The 17,670-nt window shown below is 64.3% G+C and carries 12 protein-coding genes; 6 read left to right on the top strand and 6 right to left on the bottom strand.

What is annotated here, in order from left to right; genetic code table 11:
- The first annotated feature begins 284 nt into the window (after positions 1 to 284).
- Complete coding sequence (putA, locus tag ACVOK8_RS00620; protein ID WP_481565109.1) at positions 285 to 3,503, top strand: bifunctional proline dehydrogenase/L-glutamate gamma-semialdehyde dehydrogenase PutA; 3,219 nt, start codon at positions 285 to 287, stop codon at positions 3,501 to 3,503.
- Positions 3,504 to 3,840: 337 nt separating this feature from the next.
- Here the strand turns inward: putA and ACVOK8_RS00615 are convergent, their stop codons facing one another.
- Entirely contained in the window at positions 3,841 to 5,181 is a 1,341-nt protein-coding gene (locus tag ACVOK8_RS00615; protein WP_481565108.1) for an outer membrane protein transport protein, read from the bottom strand.
- A 200-nt stretch (positions 5,182 to 5,381) separates the two neighbouring features.
- On the opposite strand from ACVOK8_RS00615, the gene ACVOK8_RS00610 reads away from it, so the two are divergent.
- Complete coding sequence (locus tag ACVOK8_RS00610; protein ID WP_481565107.1) at positions 5,382 to 6,074, top strand: rhomboid family intramembrane serine protease; 693 nt, start codon at positions 5,382 to 5,384, stop codon at positions 6,072 to 6,074.
- A gap of 214 nt (positions 6,075 to 6,288) precedes the next feature.
- Here the strand turns inward: ACVOK8_RS00610 and ACVOK8_RS00605 are convergent, their stop codons facing one another.
- Positions 6,289 to 7,716, bottom strand: coding sequence for a S41 family peptidase (locus ACVOK8_RS00605; protein ID WP_481565106.1), 1,428 nt, complete (start codon positions 7,714 to 7,716; stop codon positions 6,289 to 6,291).
- Positions 7,717 to 7,832: 116 nt separating this feature from the next.
- Positions 7,833 to 9,059: a murein hydrolase activator EnvC family protein gene (locus ACVOK8_RS00600; protein ID WP_481565147.1), complete on the bottom strand. Its 1,227-nt coding sequence runs from the start codon at positions 9,057 to 9,059 to the stop codon at positions 7,833 to 7,835.
- Positions 9,060 to 9,225: 166 nt separating this feature from the next.
- On the opposite strand from ACVOK8_RS00600, the gene ACVOK8_RS00595 reads away from it, so the two are divergent.
- The 3 genes from ACVOK8_RS00595 (at position 9,226) to ACVOK8_RS00585 (ending at position 12,172) form a co-directional block, all read left to right on the top strand.
- Entirely contained in the window at positions 9,226 to 9,879 is a 654-nt protein-coding gene (locus ACVOK8_RS00595; RefSeq protein ID WP_481565105.1) for a DUF4097 family beta strand repeat-containing protein, read from the top strand.
- A gap of 61 nt (positions 9,880 to 9,940) precedes the next feature.
- Positions 9,941 to 11,650 carry a M28 family metallopeptidase gene (locus ACVOK8_RS00590; protein WP_481565104.1) on the top strand — a complete coding sequence of 570 codons (1,710 nt, stop codon included), beginning with the start codon at positions 9,941 to 9,943 and terminating at the stop codon, positions 11,648 to 11,650.
- A 150-nt stretch (positions 11,651 to 11,800) separates the two neighbouring features.
- Positions 11,801 to 12,172 carry a VOC family protein gene (locus ACVOK8_RS00585; protein WP_481565103.1) on the top strand — a complete coding sequence of 124 codons (372 nt, stop codon included), beginning with the start codon at positions 11,801 to 11,803 and terminating at the stop codon, positions 12,170 to 12,172.
- A 115-nt stretch (positions 12,173 to 12,287) separates the two neighbouring features.
- Here the strand turns inward: ACVOK8_RS00585 and rarD are convergent, their stop codons facing one another.
- Entirely contained in the window at positions 12,288 to 13,199 is a 912-nt protein-coding gene (gene rarD, locus ACVOK8_RS00580) for an EamA family transporter RarD (protein ID WP_481565102.1), read from the bottom strand.
- Complete coding sequence (yedA, locus tag ACVOK8_RS00575; RefSeq protein ID WP_481565101.1) at positions 13,196 to 14,098, bottom strand: drug/metabolite exporter YedA; 903 nt, start codon at positions 14,096 to 14,098, stop codon at positions 13,196 to 13,198. The genes rarD and yedA overlap by 4 nt, the downstream gene beginning before the upstream one ends.
- A gap of 199 nt (positions 14,099 to 14,297) precedes the next feature.
- Between yedA and ACVOK8_RS00570 the strand changes: the two genes are divergently transcribed.
- A complete protein-coding gene (locus ACVOK8_RS00570) occupies positions 14,298 to 15,632 on the top strand; it encodes an MFS transporter (RefSeq protein WP_481565100.1) in 1,335 nt (444 codons plus the stop codon).
- Positions 15,633 to 15,953: 321 nt separating this feature from the next.
- Here the strand turns inward: ACVOK8_RS00570 and ACVOK8_RS00565 are convergent, their stop codons facing one another.
- Positions 15,954 to 17,606: a M28 family metallopeptidase gene (locus ACVOK8_RS00565; RefSeq protein ID WP_481565146.1), complete on the bottom strand. Its 1,653-nt coding sequence runs from the start codon at positions 17,604 to 17,606 to the stop codon at positions 15,954 to 15,956.
- Positions 17,607 to 17,670: the final 64 nt, after the last annotated feature.

Raw genomic sequence — 17,670 nt, 5'->3', positions numbered from 1 at the left:
CGTCCATACCGCGGAAATCGAGTTCGATGGTAGCCCTGCCCGCACACGCCCGGCAAGCTTCCATTCATCATCGTCATCAATGCTGCAGTGCACATCAAAACTGTGCCCATATCGTCCGAGGACGTCGATTTAGATGCCGGAATCGGCACAATTTAATTTGACTCGTTAAGCATTGCGAAAGCGCCCACAGGCCAGTGCTTTCCGGCCGCAAACAGACGCTCGCAGGGGACTAGGAAATCTGCCGCCGAAGATTAAAATGGCCGAATCCAACTGTGGCCGAGCGCATGAACGCAACACCTTCTCCTGATGTCGCCTCCCTTACGTCGCCGGCCCCGCCGCTGCTGACGCCTGAGCTGCCACCGGCGCCGCCCGCGCTGCGCCAGGCCATCACCGATGCATGGCTCAAGGACGAGGCCAGCCACGTGCGCGAACTGCTGGAGCAGGCGCGCCTGCCGGCCGCCGAACAGGCGCAGGTACAGGCCACTGCCGCCGATCTGGTGCGCCGCGTACGTGCCCGTTCCAAGAACCAGGGCGCGATCGAAGCCTTCATGCGCCAGTACGACCTCGGCAGCGAGGAAGGCGTGCTGCTGATGTGCGTGGCCGAAGCCCTGCTGCGCATTCCGGACCAGGAAACCGCCGACAAGCTGATCCGCGACAAGCTGGGCGAGGCCGACTGGAAGCGCCACATGGGCCAGTCCGACTCGGTGCTGGTCAATGCCTCGACCTGGGGCCTGATGCTGACCGGTCACCTGGTTGACCTGGCCGATGCCACCAAGCGCGACGTGCATGGTGCGTTCAAGCGTCTGATCGGCCGCGTTGGCGAGCCGGTGATCCGCCTGGCCGTGCGTCAGGCGATGAAGATCATGGGCCACCAGTTCGTCATGGGCCGCACCATTGACGAAGCGCTGTCGCGTTCGCACAAGGGCGACAACAGCAACTACCGCTACTCCTTCGACATGCTTGGCGAAGGCGCGCTGACCATGAAGGACGCGCTGCGCTACCTGGAAGACTACCGCCGCGCCATCCATGCCATCGGCAGCGACAATATCGCCCGTGGCGGCAAGGCCGACGGCGACGTCACCACCTCGCACGGCATCTCGATCAAGCTGTCGGCGCTGTATCCGCGCTACGAGCACGCCAAGCGCGAGCGCGTATTGAATGACCTTGTCCCGGGCGTGCTGGAACTGGCGCAGCTGGCCAAGTCCTACGGCATCGGCTGCACCGTCGACGCCGAAGAAACCGACCGACTGGAACTGTCGCTGGACATCATCGAGCGCGTGGTCAGCCATCCTTCGCTGAAGGGCTGGGCGGGCTTCGGCATCGTCGTGCAGTCCTACCAGAAGCGCACGCCGTACACGATCGACTACCTCGCCGACCTGGCCCGCCGCATCGGCCACAAGTTGCAGGTGCGCCTGGTCAAGGGCGCGTACTGGGATGCGGAAATCAAGCGTGCGCAGATCGAAGGCCTGCCCGCCTATCCGGTGTTCACCCGCAAGCAGAACACCGACGTGTCCTACATCGCCTGCGCCAAGCGCCTGTTCGGCCATGCTGATGCGATCTACCCGATGTTCGCCACGCACAATGCGGCCACCATCGCCACGATCAAGCAGATCGCCAAGGGCGGCGTGTACGAGCACCAGAAGCTGCACGGCATGGGCGACGATCTGTATGCCGAGGTGATTCCGGCTGACCGTTTGAACGTGCCCTGCCGCGTGTACGCACCAGTGGGCTCGCACGAAGACCTGCTGCCCTACCTGGTGCGTCGCCTGCTGGAAAACGGCGCCAACTCCAGCTTCGTCAACCGCATCACCGATGAAGACGTGTCGATCGACGACCTGATCCGCGATCCGGTCGAAGCCGTGTCTTCGTTCGCTTCCATCCCGCACCCCAAGATCCCGCTGCCGGTTGATTTGCTGCGCAGCCAGAACCACGACAGGACCAACTCCATGGGCATCAACCTCGCCAACGACAACGAACTGCGCGCCCTGGCCGAGCAGCTCAACGCCGCCATCAAGCCGTGGCAGGCGACGCCGCTGGTGCAGGGCGTGGCCGCGGGCACGCCTTCGCAGCCGGTGGTCAACCCGGCCGACAACCGCCAGGTCGTCGGTCACTGGCAGGCTGCCGATGCCGCCACCGTGCAGAAGGCGTTGGCCAATGCCGTGGCCGCACAGCCGGCCTGGAACCGCACCCCGGCCGCCAGCCGCGCCGCCATCCTCGAGCATGCCGCTGACCAGCTGGAAGCCCGCATCGCCGAGTTCATGGCACTGTGCGTGAAGGAAGCCGGCAAGAGCCTGCCCGACGGCGTCGCCGAAGTGCGCGAAGCGGTCGACTTCCTGCGTTACTACGCCAAGCAGGCGCGCGAGCAGTTCGGCACCGCCGAGAAGCTGCCGAGCCCGACCGGCGAAAGCAACGAACTGCAGCTGCACGGCCGTGGCGTCTTCGTCTGCATCAGCCCGTGGAACTTCCCGCTGGCGATCTTCCTGGGCCAGATAAGCGCCGCCCTGGCCGCCGGCAACAGCGTCATCGCCAAGCCGGCCGAGCAGACCAACCTGATCGGCTACTACGCAGTGAAGCTGCTGCTCGACGCAGGCGTGCCGGAAGGCGTGCTGCAGTTCCTGCCGGGCGACGGTGCCACCGTCGGTGCGGCGCTGACCGCCGACCCGCGCGTGGCCGGCGTGGCCTTCACCGGCTCAACCGACACCGCCCGCGCCATCAACCGCGCGATGGCTGCACGTGATGCCGCCATCGGCGTACTGATCGCCGAGACCGGCGGCCAGAACGCCTTCATCGCCGACTCCTCGGCACTGCCGGAGCAACTGGTCAAGGACGCGATCGGCTCGGCCTTCACTTCCGCCGGCCAGCGTTGCTCGGCAGCGCGCGTGCTGTTCGTGCAGGACGACATCGCCGACAAGGTGATGGGCATGCTGTCCGGCGCGATGGCCGAACTGAAGGTTGCCGACCCGGGTGAACTGTCCACCGACGTCGGCCCGGTGATCGACGCCAACGCCCTGCAGATCCTCAAGGACCACGCCGTGCGCATGGACGCCGAAGCGCGCCTGATCGCTGCCGCACCGCTGTCCGAAGCCGCCGCGCATGGCACCTTCTTCGCCCCGCGTGCGTATGAGCTGAAGGACCTGAACCAGCTGCACAAGGAAATCTTCGGACCGGTGCTGCACGTGATCCGCTGGAAGGCCGATCAGCTGGATGCGGTGATCGACCAGATCAACGCCACCGGCTACGGCCTGACCCTGGGCGTGCATTCGCGCATCGACGAAACCGTTGATCGCATTGCAGCGCGCGTCAACGTCGGCAATGTCTACGTCAACCGCAACCAGATCGGCGCGGTGGTCGGCGTGCAGCCGTTCGGCGGCCAGGGCCTGTCCGGCACCGGCCCCAAGGCCGGCGGCCCGCACTACCTGCTGCGCTTCGCCACCGAGAAGACGGTGACGGTGAACACCACCGCCGCCGGCGGCAACGCCTCGCTGCTGACCTTGGGCGATTGATTCAACGAACCAGGTCGTGATTGAGAAAAACCCCGCTTGCGCGGGGTTTTTCTTTGCCTCGCGAAAACCTACCCCTCCCCAACCCTCCCCTTCGCTACGCGAAAGGGAGGGAGCGTAGTGCCGAGCCATGCTCGGCAGCGGCTTTCCCAGTAGTGCAGCAGCCGTTTGGTTCCTGTGGGAGCGGCATAAGCCCGGATGCAGATGCTCGGCCAGATTGCAGATCCGCAGGTAGTTTCGATGACGCCAGCTTCGCGGCTCACGCCGCTCCCACAAGGCAACACACAAACAAAAAGCCCCGCTTGCGCGGGGCTTTCTGCATGCATCAGCTACGCTTCGATCAGAACTTGTAGTTGATCGAGGCAGCCAAGACGTCGCCGCGGACCTTGTACTTACCGGTCAGCGAGTTGCCCTGGTTGTTGGTGGTACCGGCGATCTTCACGTCCGGATCGCTGGTGAACAGGTGGGTGTAGCCGAAGTTGTACTCGATGTTTTCCGACGGGGTCCAACCCACGCCCAGCGACAGCCACTTACGGCTGGTATCCGGCACGCGCACATCGCGATGCGCATTCGTGGTCGGGGTCTGGTCCAGTGCGATACCACCGCGCAGGGTGACGGTGTCGCTCAACTTGAAGTCGGTACCCAGCGAGACGAAGGTCGTGTCGCGGTAACCGAACTCCAGCACCGAGTCCGGCTGCGCCGAAGCGTAGTCGATGGTGACCTGGTCGAACGCGGTCGACCAGGCAGTGCGGGTGACATCACCCATCACGGTCCAGCGGTCGTTGACGTTGTGGGTCACGCTCAAGGTGGCCGAAGCCGGCAGGGTCAGCGTGGCCTTGCCCGAGGTGCTGGTGAAGCGGCCCGGCTGGGCTACTGCCAGAATCGCAGCGGCGTTGGGCGGTACGTCGAACGTAGCCTTGCCGCCGGTGACCTTGTGCTCGACCTTGGAACGATAGCTGATACCGATATGGGTGTTCTCATCGGGGCTGAACAAGCCACCAACGGTCCAACCCACTGCATTGTTGTCGCCTTCCACGGTCAGCTTGCCGTCGGCATTGCCTGGTGCAAAGCCCGGCACACGCGACTGAGCCAGCGCGGTGCCGAAGTCGATGTTGTTGCTCAGTTCGATGGTCAGGTGCTCAACGAACACCGAAGCGCCAAAGGACACATACGGGTTGACGTCATAGGACGCTGCAAAGCCCAGATCGACAGCCTTCAGATCGGTCTTCAAGCCGCTGTAACGGCCGACCCAGCCCTTGTCGTATTCGGTCTTGAAACCGAACGGCGCGGTCAGCGACACGCCGAAGTGAGCCTGCTCACCGATCGGCATATGGAAATAGGCAGCCGGGACCGGCGCGATCATGCCTGCATCGCCGCCGTCGCCGCCGGTCTGCGGGGTACCTACCGGGGTGCGGCCACTGCCCTTGAATTCAGCCGAGAAGCTGATGGCACTCAGGTCGCCTTGGACCTGCATGCCGTCCAGCTGGCGCATGCCGGCCGGGTTGACGGCGATGATGGATGCATCTCCCTTGGCGCTGCCGGAACCGGCAAAAGCGCGGCCGAGGCCCTTGGCGCTGTTTTCCTTCAGCTGGAAGGCAGCAGCATCGGCGTGGCTGAAAGCCAGGGCGCCGGCAATACCGACGGCAAGGGCAGTTACGCGAGCAATAGCAGAAGCGGTCATAGTGGAAGCTCTCTCCGTAAACGGTAATGGTCGTTTTGCGCCTGCACTCCCAAGTAGCAAGCTACTTGACAGTGCGCCGGAGTCCCCTCCCGACATACGACGCCGTATGCAGTATCACCCACGCTGGTTAACTAAACAATAACGACGTAAGACATATTCCCAGCCCTTCCCGGTCGATGCCGGGTTAGGCTTCCAGACTCATGTTCGTCTCCATTCCTTCCAGAAATAAGTCAGGCCTGCGCTGGGCGGTGCCCTTGCTGTGCCTGACCTTGCTGGCCGCCTTCCTCTGGTCAATCTCAAGGCCAGATGAGGCGCGACGTTCGCTGTGGCTGGACTGGGGCGCGCTGGCCACCGGCCTGGGCAGCGGCCATGACTGGTGGGCGGCATTGCGCGACGGCAGCGTATTAAGGCTGTTCACCGCGCTGTTCCTGCATGCCGACTGGTCGCACCTGCTGGGCAACCTGGTGTTCCTGCTGATCTTCGGCCTGCCCGCCGAGCGGGTGCTGGGGCCGTGGCGCCTGCTGCTGCTGTTCCTGTTCGGCGGCGCCATCGCCAACCTCGCTGCGCTGTACGTGATCGGCTCGCCCGAGCGCACCATCATTGGTGCCAGCGGCGCGGTGTCGGCGCTGATGGGTACCTATCTGACCCTGTTTCCACGCGCCAAGCTGGGTGTGGTGCTGCCACTGGGTTTGTTCCTGGAGTTCGTGCGTGCGCCGGCGTTCCTGCTGATCGGCGTGTGGGCGGCGTTGCAGGTGGTGTTCGCCTATATCGGCCCCAGCTTCGGCATGGTGGCCTGGTCGGCGCATGTGGCCGGCTTTTTGTCTGGCGTCGCTTATGGGCTGTATGTGCGGGCCGCGATTGCAAGACGGCTGCGCAAACGCAAAGGCTTCTAGCCCCTCGTTTTTTGTAGGAGCGGCGTCAGCCGCGAAGCCGGTGACCCATCAGATCACCGGCTTGCCTGCAATTTCATTGATGTCGGCTTCGCGGTTGACGCCGCTCCCACAAGGACGCCGACATTGCCCGGCAAGCCCCCTGCCGAGCATGGCTCGGCGCTACATGTTCGGCTGAGGCCTTACCGGTGACGCCCCTGCCGAGCATGGCTCGGCACTACAGGGGCTTTTCTGCGGCGGCGGGCTTGGCTTCTGGAGCTGCGGTTGCTGGCTTTGCAACCTCGGCCGGTGCTGCCGGTTTTGCTTCGGCGCTGGCGGGCTTTGGTTTGGCCTTTGCCGCTGCCGCCTGCGCTGCCGCTACCGAGCCGGGGTGCTTGAGTTCCTGCAGCGCCGACTGGATCGGGGCATCGCCCGGCAATACCACACCGGCCTTGCTGCCCACCGCTTCGTCATCACCACGCAGATGGCCGGGCAGCTTGGCCTCGCTGTAGTCGCTCAGGCTGGCCGGCAGGTCGTTGACCGCATCGGCAGGATCCGGCGCCAGTTCCACATCCGGCAGGATGCCGGTGGCCTGGATCGAGCGACCACTGGGCGTGTAGTAACGGGCGGTGGTCAGCTTGACCGAGTCGCCGTTGTCCAGTGGCAGCACGGTCTGCACCGAGCCCTTGCCGAAGGTGCGGCTGCCGACCACGCGCGCGCGGCCGTTGTCACGCAAGGCACCGGCCAGCACTTCAGAGGCACTAGCCGAGCCAGCATCAGCCAATACCACCATCGGTGCGCCCTTGAGCAGGTCGCCCGGGGTGGCGTCGAACTTGGCATCGCTGATCGAGATGCGGCCACGGGTACTGACGATGCCGCCCCTCTCCAACAGATCATCAGCCACCTGCACGGCAGCAGTGAGTAGACCGCCCGGATTGCTGCGCAGGTCCAGCACCAAGCCCTTCAACTTGCCGCCCGCCTGTGCCTGCAGCTGGTTCAACTGCTTCTGGAAGTCAGCGCCGGTATCGGCCTGGAAGGTGCTGATGCGGATATAACCGTAGCCCGGTTCCAGCATCTTGCTGCGCACGCTGGTAACGCGGATGGTCTCGCGCGTCACGGTGACATCGAAGGGCTTCTGCTCGCCGCGGGCGATGGTCAGCACCACGCTGCTGCCGGCCTTGCCACGCAGCGGCTCGCTGGCATCGATGGCATTGATCGGGGTGCCATCGATGGCCACAATAAGGTCGCCAGCCTTCAGCCCAGCACGCGCGGCCGGGGTATCGTCGATCGGCGACACCACCTTCAAGGTGTTGTCCTGCTGCAGTACCTCCACACCGATGCCTTCATAGGCACCGTTGGTCTGCTCGTCGAAGGCCTCGGCATCTTCCTTGTCGAAATAGGTGCTGTGCGGGTCCAGCTCCAGCAGCAGGCCGCGTACCGCCGACTGCATCAGCTTCTTGTCATCCACCGGGTCCACATAGGCCGCACGCACGGCGTTGTAGACGCCGACGAAGCGGCGGATCTCGTCCAGCGGTACGCGTGAGGTGACCGATTCCTTGGCGTCGGGATCGTCCGCCTTGGACACCTTGTCCGGGGCGCTCTGGGCCAATGCAACCGCCGGTGACAGGGCCAACAGCAGGGCAGCAGCAAGACGGGCTACACGCATGAACCACTCCATGAGAAAACGGATGCGCAATAACCGCGCTGAACCCGATTATGCGCGAAGCCCAGCTAAATTCTTGTTGAACCAGCGCAGCCCGCTGCGCCAGCGCTCAGCGGGCGTTACTGCCGCTGCAACCAGGTCGAGGGATCTACCGGCTGGCCGTTGCGGCGCAGTTCAAAGTAGAGGGCGGTAACGCCCTGGCCCCCGGAGTTGCCAACCTTGGCCACCGCATCGCCACGTTTGATGCTGGCACCGGCATCCTTCAACAAGGCGTCGTTGTGCGCGTACAGGCTCATATAGCCGTTGCCGTGATCGACGATCAGGATCATGCCGTAGCCGGTCATCCAGTCGGAGAACACCACCGTACCGTCGGCAACGGCGGTGACGGTACTGCCTGCCGGCGCACCGATCAGCACGCCGGCGCTGTTGCGGCCATCCGGCAAGCGACCGCCGTAACGGGCCAGCAGGTTGCCCGACAACGGCCAACCCAAGCCACCAACCCGCGGTGCCGGCGCATTGGCGACCACCCGCGGCGGCACCTTGCCCGGTGTGGCCCGGGCCGGGCCGCGAGTGGAGCCGTTGTTGGCAGCGGCGGCCTGCCGCGCCTGTTCGGCGGCACGACGGGCGGCCGCGCGGCGCTCGGCTTCGGCGCGAGCAGCGGCTGCGCGCAGACTGGCCAGCACCTGCTCCAGTGCGCGTGCGTCCTTGCCCAAGGCCTTTTCGCGTTCGCTGCGATCCTGATAGCGGGTATCCAGCTCGCTCAGCACGCTGGCGCGCTGGCGACGGTCCTGGGCCAGCGCGGTAGCCTGCTGGCGTTGCTGCTCGCGGGCCTGTTCCAGCTCCTTGCTGCGCGCCAGGATCTGCTGCTCAGTGCTGGTCAGCGCCTGCAGGTCGGTGGTCAGGCCGGTGATTGCCTTGGCCCGCTCGCGCTGCAGATAGCGGTGGTAGGCCAGTTCGCGATTGGCATCAGCCACGCTGTCCTGCGACAACAGCAGCTTCAAGGGCGCGTGATTACCCAGCTGGTAAGCACCGCGCAACAGGGTTGCCAGCTGCTGGCGTTGCTGGGCCAGGCCACTTTCCAACGTGGTCCGGCGTTGCTGCAGGGCTACCAACGACTGCTGCTCACGCTGCACCGCAGCTTCGGCCTCGGCTACCGCACGGCCGCTGCGGGCAACCTTCTGGTCGGCCTCGCGCAGGCGCTGGCTGGCTTCACCGCGTTGTCCTTCCAGCTGGCGCCGTTCCTGGGCGACATCTTTGATCTCGCCGCGCAGCTGCTGCAGCTTCTTTTCAGTGTCGCGCGAACTGTTCTGCGCTGATAATGGACCGGCCAGCAACACGCCCAGCATCAGCAGGCAGGCACCGCGCCATGGCGGCAGGGCCGCAGGTCGTCGGGAACGAGGCTGGTGACTGGGCTGGCGCAAAGAGGTTCCAGTGACTTCAGGCAGATGCGGATTGTACCCAAGCGTGATGCCATGCCACCCAGTCCATCGGCATTTCCACAGTGGAGATCTCATGAAACGTCTATTTCTACTTCTGCTGCTGAGCACGAGTGCCCCACTGGCGCTGGCCGCCGACGACATCAGCAAGGTCAATGGCAGCATCCAGACCCAGGCCGGCACCACCTACGGCGATCTGGAAACCGTCAATGGCAGCATCCAGCTGGCTTCAGGTGTGCAGGCCAACAGCGTCGAGACCGTGAACGGCAGCGTACGCACCGAAGACAATGTGCAGGCGCACAGCATCGAAACCGTCAATGGCGCGATCCGTGGCGGCCGCAACCTGGTGCTGACCCACGGCCTGGATACAGTGAACGGCGGCATCTACGTTGATCGTGGCAGCCGCATCGGCGGCAATATTGAAACCGTCAACGGCAGCATCGGCCTGGTCGCCGCGCAGCTGGGTGGCGATATCGAGACCGTCAACGGCGACATCACCGTTGGCATCGATTCAGTTGTCAAAGGCGGCATCAAGGTCAACCGTCCCTCGTTTGGCATCTCGCTGACCGCACCGCGCAAGCCGCGGATCGTGATCGGCCCGAACGCCGTGGTTGAAGGCCCGCTGGTGTTCGAGCGCGAGGTCGTGCTGCTGGTGCACGACTCGGCCAAGATCGGTCCTGTGACCGGTGCCACGCCACAGCGTTTCGACAGTGAAACCGCGCCACGCTGAACGCGCATTGCAGGCCAATCCTGCCTAGAATCCGGGTTCGATCTTGCAACCCGGAGTTCTCATGCAACGCAAACTGTTGTTGTGCCTGGCCGCGACCGCGGCACTGGCCGCCTGCAAGCAGGAGGCACCGGCACCGGCGGCCTCCGCGCCCGCCCCTGCACCGGCACCGGCCCACACCTTTGCCGGTGGCATCAATGCTGCCGACTTCGGCGAACTGGTGAAGACCCTGGCCTCGGATGAATTCGAAGGCCGCGCCCCCGGCAGCAATGGCGAAGAACTGACGGTCAACTACATCCGCGACCAGATGCAGCGCATCGGTCTGCAGCCGGGTAACGGCGACAGCTGGTTCCAGGAAGTGCCGATGACCGAAACCACGGCCAACCCGGCTACCGTGCTGAAGATCCAGCAGGGCCAAGCCAGCCGTGACCTGGTGTTCGGCACCGACATGGTGATCGGCACCCGCAGCGGCCAGCCGGAAATCAAGATCGACAAAAGCGATCTGGTCTTCGTCGGTTACGGCGTGGATGCACCCGAGCAGAACTGGAACGACTACACCGGCCAGGATTGGAAGGGCAAGACGGTGGTGATGTTCGTCAACGACCCGGGCTTCCACACCGACGACGCCAAGTTGTTCGATGGCAAGCGCATGACCTATTACGGGCGCTGGACCTACAAGTTCGAGGAAGCCGCACGCAAGGGCGCCGCCGCCGCGTTGATCGTGCACGACAGCGCCGGTGCCTCCTATGGCTGGGATGTGGTGAAGAACTCCTGGGGCGGTGCGCAGTACGATCTGCCCGCCGCCGAGGACAGCCAGCCGCGCCTGCAGGCACAGGGCTGGCTCAGCGCCGAGGCCGCACGCAAGCTGTTTGCCGATGCCGGGCTGGACCTGGACAAGGCCTACAAGGACGCCAGCAAGCGCAGCTTCAAGCCGGCACCGTTGAATGCCAGCCTGTCGCTGGACCTGAAGAGCACCATCGCGCAGAAGAAGTCGCGCAACGTGGTCGGCGTACTGCCGGGCAGCAAGCGTGCCGACGAAGCCGTGCTGTACATGGCGCACTGGGATCATCTGGGCAAGCACGAGGGCGAGGAAGGCGACAACATCTACAACGGTGCGGTAGACAACGCGACCGGCGTGGCCGGCATTCTTGAAGTGGCTGATGCACTTGCCCACCAGCAGACCCCGCCGGAACGCTCGGTGGTGTTCCTGGCGGTGACGCTGGAAGAATCCGGCCTGCTCGGTTCGCAGTACTACGTGAACCACCCGACCTTCCCGCTGGACAAGATTGCCGGCGTGATCAACATCGATGCGATGTCGGTCAATGGTCGTGCACGTGACCTCACCGTGACGGGCTTTGGCAGCTCCGAGCTGGAAGACCTGCTCAAGCCGCTGGCCGCCAAGCAAGGCCGTACCCTGCATGCGGAGAGCTCGGTGCAGAGCGGCTTCTACTTCCGCTCCGATCACTTCAACTTCGCCAAGGCCGGCGTGCCTGCGTTGTATGCCGATGGCGGCGAAGACCTGATCGACGGCGGCGTCGAGGCTGGCAAGCGTGCAGCCGAAGCCTATGGCAAGGATCGCTACCACGGCCCGAAGGACGAGTACGATCCGGCCACCTGGAAGCTCGACGGCATCGTCGAAGACCTGGAGCTGTTGTACGGCGTTGGCCAGCAGCTGGCCGGCGGTGACGCGTGGCCGAACTGGTACGAAGGCAACCCGTTCAAGGCCAACCGCGACGCGATGATGAAGAACAAGGACAGCAACACGGCCAAGTAAGCCGCTGCTGATCGCGAGAGAACGGCGCCCCAGGGCGCCGTTCTTGTTTGTGGTGATACCAGTAGGGCGCAGTGCGCCAATCAGCGGCAGACACATCGATGCAGAGCCGCTAACGTCAGCACCTCCCCGCCAACCCGCAGGTCGCTCGAAATGCTCCACCACGTTTCCTTCCCGGTCCGCGACCTTGCCCTGAGCGGCGCGTTCTACGATGCCGCACTGGGCGCGCTGGGCTTCCGACGTGTATTCGAGGACGACACCGCCATCGGCTATGGTCTGGTCGATGACGAGGATCTGTTCTGCCTGAAGCTGCGCGATGACGCCAACCCTGCAAGTGCGGGCTTTCATCTGGCCTTCGCCGCGCCGGATCGTCCTGCCGTTGATCGCTTCCATACAACTGCGCTGGCCATCGGCGGCCACGACAACGGTGCACCGGGCCTGCGTCCGGACTATGGCACGTATTACTACGCGGCGTTTCTGATCGACCCGGACGGGCACCGCATCGAAGCCGTCATCAACCGCTGAGTGGCGTAGCCCGGGTAAGCGCAGCGCACCCGGGGGCAGGAGATACGGCGGTCAGCACCCTATGCGCCAACAGCCCCGGGTGCGCTGCGCTTACCCGGGCTACGGCGAGCACTGTTTACGCGCTCGGCAAAGCCACACGTGCCATGCGCGCCTTGCGCACACCCGCCACCGCGAACACTACAAGGCCAGCCCAGATCAGGCAGAAGCCGACCAGCTGGTTGGCATTGAAGGCCTCGCGGAACACCAGCACGCCGACCAGGAACTGCAGGGTCGGCGCGATGTACTGCAGCAGGCCGACCACGGTCAGCGGCACCCGCCGCACGCCGAAGGCGAAGGCAATCAGCGGGATCGCGCTGACCGCACCGGCCAGCACCAGCAGCACATCGTTGCCGACGCCCCAACCGGAAATGAAACCGCCGCCATGACCGGCCTCGGCCCAGATCACATAAGCCAGCGCCGGTGCCACCATGAACAGGCTTTCCACACCCAGCCCGCTCACCGCATCGACCACCACCAGCTTGCGCAGCAGGCCATACAGGCCAAAGGTGATGGACAGGCCAATCGCAATCCACGGCGGGCGCCCGCTCTGCCAGGTCAACCAGGCCACGCCCAGCGCCGCCAGCGCTACCGCCAGCCATTGCAGCTTGCCCAGGCGCTCGCCCAGCACCATTACCCCGAGCAGCACGCTCAGCAGCGGGTTGATGAAGTAGCCCAGACTGGTTTCCACCACATGCCCGGCGTTGACCGCCCAGATGTACAGGCTCCAGTTCAGTGCGATCAACAAGCTGGACAGACCCAACAGCCAGAACCGCCGTGGCGTTGCCCATACCTCGGTCAACCAGCCCCAACCGCGCATGATGCCCAGGCCACCGACCAGCAGCACCGCGCTCCAGACAATGCGGTGGGCAATGATCAGGAACGACGGCACCTCCTTGAGCAGGTGCCAGTACAGCGGGAACAAGCCCCAGATGACGAAAGCCAGGGTGGTGGCCCACAGGCCGTTGCGGGTTTCGCTGTTGCTGTTCATGCGCGACGCAGCCTTGCAAGGGTGATGACCACGACGCCGGCCAGAATCACCGCCATCGCGCCGAGATCGGAAACACTGAAACGCTCATGCGCGATCCACGCGCCCAAGGCCACGGCAATCACCGGATTGACGTAGGCATAGCTGCTGGCCAGCACCGGGCGTACGTTGTGCAGCAGCCACACGTAGGCGGTGAAGGCGATGATCGAGCCGAATACGGTCAGGTAGCTCACCGACAACAGGCCCTGCAGGTTGGGCAGCGCGCTGATGCGTTCGCCCCGCAGCAGGCCGACGCTGATCAGCACCACGCCACCGCACAGCATCTGTCCGGCGGCAGTCATGAACGGCGAAGGCAGGTCGCGCCCGCGCGACCAGATGGAGCCGAACGCCCAGCCCAGCGGCGCGATCAGCAACAGGATCAGCCCGGTAGGCGTCGCGGTCAGGCTGCTGCCGGCGTTGAGCCAGACCACGCCGACGAAACCAATGGCGATGCCCAGCCACTCGCCAAGCGTGGCCTTCTCGCCACGGATGGCCGAGAACAGCGCCATCCACAGGGGCACCGAAGCCACCGCCACCGCTGCCAGACCGGATGACACATCGCGCTCGGCCAGCACCACCATGCCATTGCCGAGGAACAGCAGGCACACCCCCATCACCGCCACGGTCTTCCACTGCGCGCGGGTCGGCGCGGCGACGCCACGCCAGCGCAGGAAGGCATAGAGCAGACTGCCGGCGAGCAGGAAGCGCGTGCCGGAGATCACTGTCAGCGGCGGCAGGCCGCTTTCCAGCGCCAGATGGATGCCGAGATAGGTCGACCCCCACACCACGTAGACCAGGAACAACGCCAAAACGACAAGGCCACCCCTGGGAGGAGCAGCCGGCGTGGATACGGGGGAGGACATGAGGCGGTGCCACCATTCGGGGGAAAGTGAATTCTAGGGCACAGCAGCGCCGAGATCAGTCTGAAAAACGGCATGCTGTATTCGTTTGGCAGCCCACCTACATCATCCATACATGGTCTGCGCTAGCTTGAGGGCAACAACCAAGCCTGCACCGCGTGCATCGCCCGGCCATCGGCCAACCAGCGAGGACAGCATCTGCATGAACACCGCCACCGCCAACGCACCTGCAGCCTCCGACCGCGCCGCCCTGCGCCGCTCGATCTCCAATACGTTGAAAGGTTCGGCCGGCAACCTGGTCGAGTGGTATGACGTCTATGTGTACTCGGTGTTCGCGGTGTACTTCGAGTCGCAGTTCTTCTCGGCCGCCGACAAGAACTCCACCATCTATGTGTGGGCGATCTTCGCTGCCACCTTCCTGATGCGGCCGATCGGCGCCTGGTACTTCGGCCGCTTCGCCGACCGCTACGGCCGCCGTCGCGCCCTGACGGTGTCAGTGACGGTGATGGCGGCCTGCTCGTTCCTGATCGTGATCACCCCGACCGCCGCACAGATCGGAGGCGCGGCGGCATTGATCCTGCTGCTGGCGCGGCTGGCGCAGGGCTTCGCAACCGGCGGCGAGTACGGCACCAGTGCGACCTATATGTCCGAAGCGGCGATTCCCGGCCGGCGCGGCTTTCTGTCCTCGTTCCACTACGTCACCCTGGTCGGCGGCCACGTGCTGGCGCAGCTGACCCTGCTCGGCATGTTGCTGCTGTGGGACAAACCCGAGATTTCCGCCTGGGGCTGGCGCATCGCCTTCGGCATCGGCGGCATTGCCGCCATCGTGGTGTTCTGGCTGCGCCGGAGCATGGACGAATCGCTGACCTCCGACTCCATCGAAGCAGCGAAGGATGGCCGCGCCAAGGCGTCTGGTTCGATGTACGAACTGTTCGTGCATCAGTGGCGCGCGCTGCTGCTGTGCTTCCTGATCACCGCTGGTGGCACGGTCGCCTTCTACACCTATTCGGTGAACGGGCCGAAGATGATCCAGAGCGCCTTCGCCGGCAACGACGTGATGACCGGCACCGTGATCAACCTGGGCGTACTGACCTTCCTGATGCTGCTGCAGCCGGTCGGCGGTTGGCTGTCGGACATCGTTGGTCGCAAGAGCTTGCTGGTGTTCTTCGGCGTCGGCGGCGTGCTCTACAGCTGGTACATGATCACCCAGCTGCCGCAGCAGCATGATCCGCTGATGGCTTTCCTGGTGCTGGCAGTCGGCTTCGTGATCCTGACGGGCTACACCTCGATCAACGCGGTGGTGAAGGCCGAGCTGTTCCCCACGCATGTGCGTGCGTTGGGTGTGGGTTTTGGCTATGCGATGGCCAACTCATTGTTTGGCGGTACTGCACCATTGCTGTACCAGGGCGCGCTGAAGACCGGGCATGTGGATACGTTTGCCATCTATGTGACGGCGGTGATTGCGGTGTCGCTGGTGGTCTATGTGTTCTTTCTGAAGAACAAGGGGCCGAACTGGTTGGATGGTACGCGGCAGTGAAGACTGGGTAAGTCAGCGCCATGGCTGCTTTGGCTTTGGCTTTGGCTTTGGCTTTGGCTTTGGCTTTGGCTATGGCTTTGGCTATGGCTTTGGCTTAGGCTTTTGCTCCGCTCTTATGCCGTCAATACCGCGCAGGCGGGAATCGCTCTATGCCTTTGCCTTTGCACTCGCCTTTGCACTTGCCTTTGTCACGCCCAATGCAAGCAGCAAGAGCCAGAGCGATTCCCGCCTACGCGGGAATGACGGCATAAAAGCGAAAAGCAAAAATCGAAAAGCAAAAAGCAAAAACCGGCGGACTCAGTCCACCGGCCTTCTCATCACTCAGCGCCGAGCAGCATCACTCGCTTCTCGTGCAGCCTCGAACTCCGCGCCCTTCTGCCAGGTCGGCCACTTCCGGCTATTGGCCAGCTCCAGACCCATGTCATAGACCAGCAAGGTATCGGCAGCCAAACCACGCGCGTCCCACTGCGGCGTCCACGCATCGCAGGCCTGGTGGTAGCACTTGGCGAAATAGGCATCACGCAGCGCGCGACCAGCAGCAACGCCACCATCCAGTTTGTCCAGACCAGCACCAACGGTAATCGCCGGCACGCCCTTGCGGGCAAACGCGAAGTGATCGGCGCGGTAGAAGAAGCCGGCTTCCAGGTTCGGATCCGGTGACCAGCGACGGCCACGTGCCTGTGCAACACGCTGCACATCATCCTCCAGCGAAACCCGGCCATTGCCCCAGGTGGCGATATCAGCGGTTTCACCGTCCGGGCTGAACATCTCGATGTTCAGTACCGCAGCGGTGGTTTCCAGCGGTGCCAGCGGGTGTGCGGCGTAATAGCTGGCGCCGAGCAGGCCCTTTTCTTCTGCGGTCAATGCGATGAAATACAGCGAACGCTGCGGGCGCGGGCCGGCGGCGAATACGCGGCCCAGCTCCAGCACCGAAGCCACGCCGGTGGCGTTGTCGATGGCGCCGTGGCGCACAGTCTGGCCAGCTGCATCCGGCTGGCCGATGCCGAAGGCATCCCAGTGCGCGGAGAAGATCACCGATTCCTGCGGATGGCTGCTGCCTTCCAGCTTGGCCACCACGTTACGGGTGACCACCCGCTCACGCTTGACCCAGAAGCTGGTGGTAAGACGCGCATCGCCCAGCTCGACAGGACGGAAGTCAGCCTTCATCGCCTTGCGCTTCTCAGTCTCGAAATCCAATCCGGCAGCGCTGAAGATGCGCTCGGCCAGGGCTCGCTGCATCCAGCCACGTACCGGCGTATGCGCGGCCTGGGCCTCGTCGTTGCTGCGCTCGATATCGAACAGCGGCGAAGTACCGGAAGCCTTCACGGTTGCCCACGGATAGGCGGCCGGAGCGGTCTCGTGCACGATCAGCACGCCCTCGGCACCGCGCCGTGCGGCTTCCTCGAACTTGTAAGTCCAGCGGCCGTAATAGGTGACCGCCTTGCCGTCGAAGGCGCCCGGTGCCTCGGTCTCGAAGTCGGCGTCATTGATCAGCACGACGGCGATCTTGCCGCTCAGGTCCAGGCCCTTGTAATCGTCCCAGTGCCGTTCCGGCGCAGAGATGCCATAGCCGATGAACACCAGCGGTGTGTCGTGCTGGTCGACCACACCGAACGGGCTCAGGCTCTGCAGGGTGATGTCCTCACCGTTGACCAGCGGCTGCGACTTGCCGTTCAAGCTCAGGCTAGCCTGTACCTGGCCGTCCACCGTGGCGCGCACCAACGGCACTTCCTGTACCCAACTGCCGTCCTTGCCGCCCGGCTGCAGGCCGGCCTTGCGGAATTCATCGACCAGATAGTCCACGGTGCGCTGCTCGCCGGCCGAGGCCGGGGCGCGGCCTTCAAACTCGTCCGAGGCCAGGATGCGTACATGCCGCGACAGCGCTTCCGGATCGATGCCACCGCCGGGCAGGTCATTGGCCGCCGAGGCGATGCCGCCGACAAACAGGCAGGAAGACAGCAGCAGGATGCGCATCGGATTCACGGCAACTACCAACGACAGAATGAATGGCAGATTCTAACCGGCATTGCCTTGGTAG

The organism is Stenotrophomonas sp. STEN083, assembly GCF_056759195.1.
Note: the sequence above shows the minus strand (reverse complement) of the source record. Positions and strands in the feature narration are given on the sequence as shown.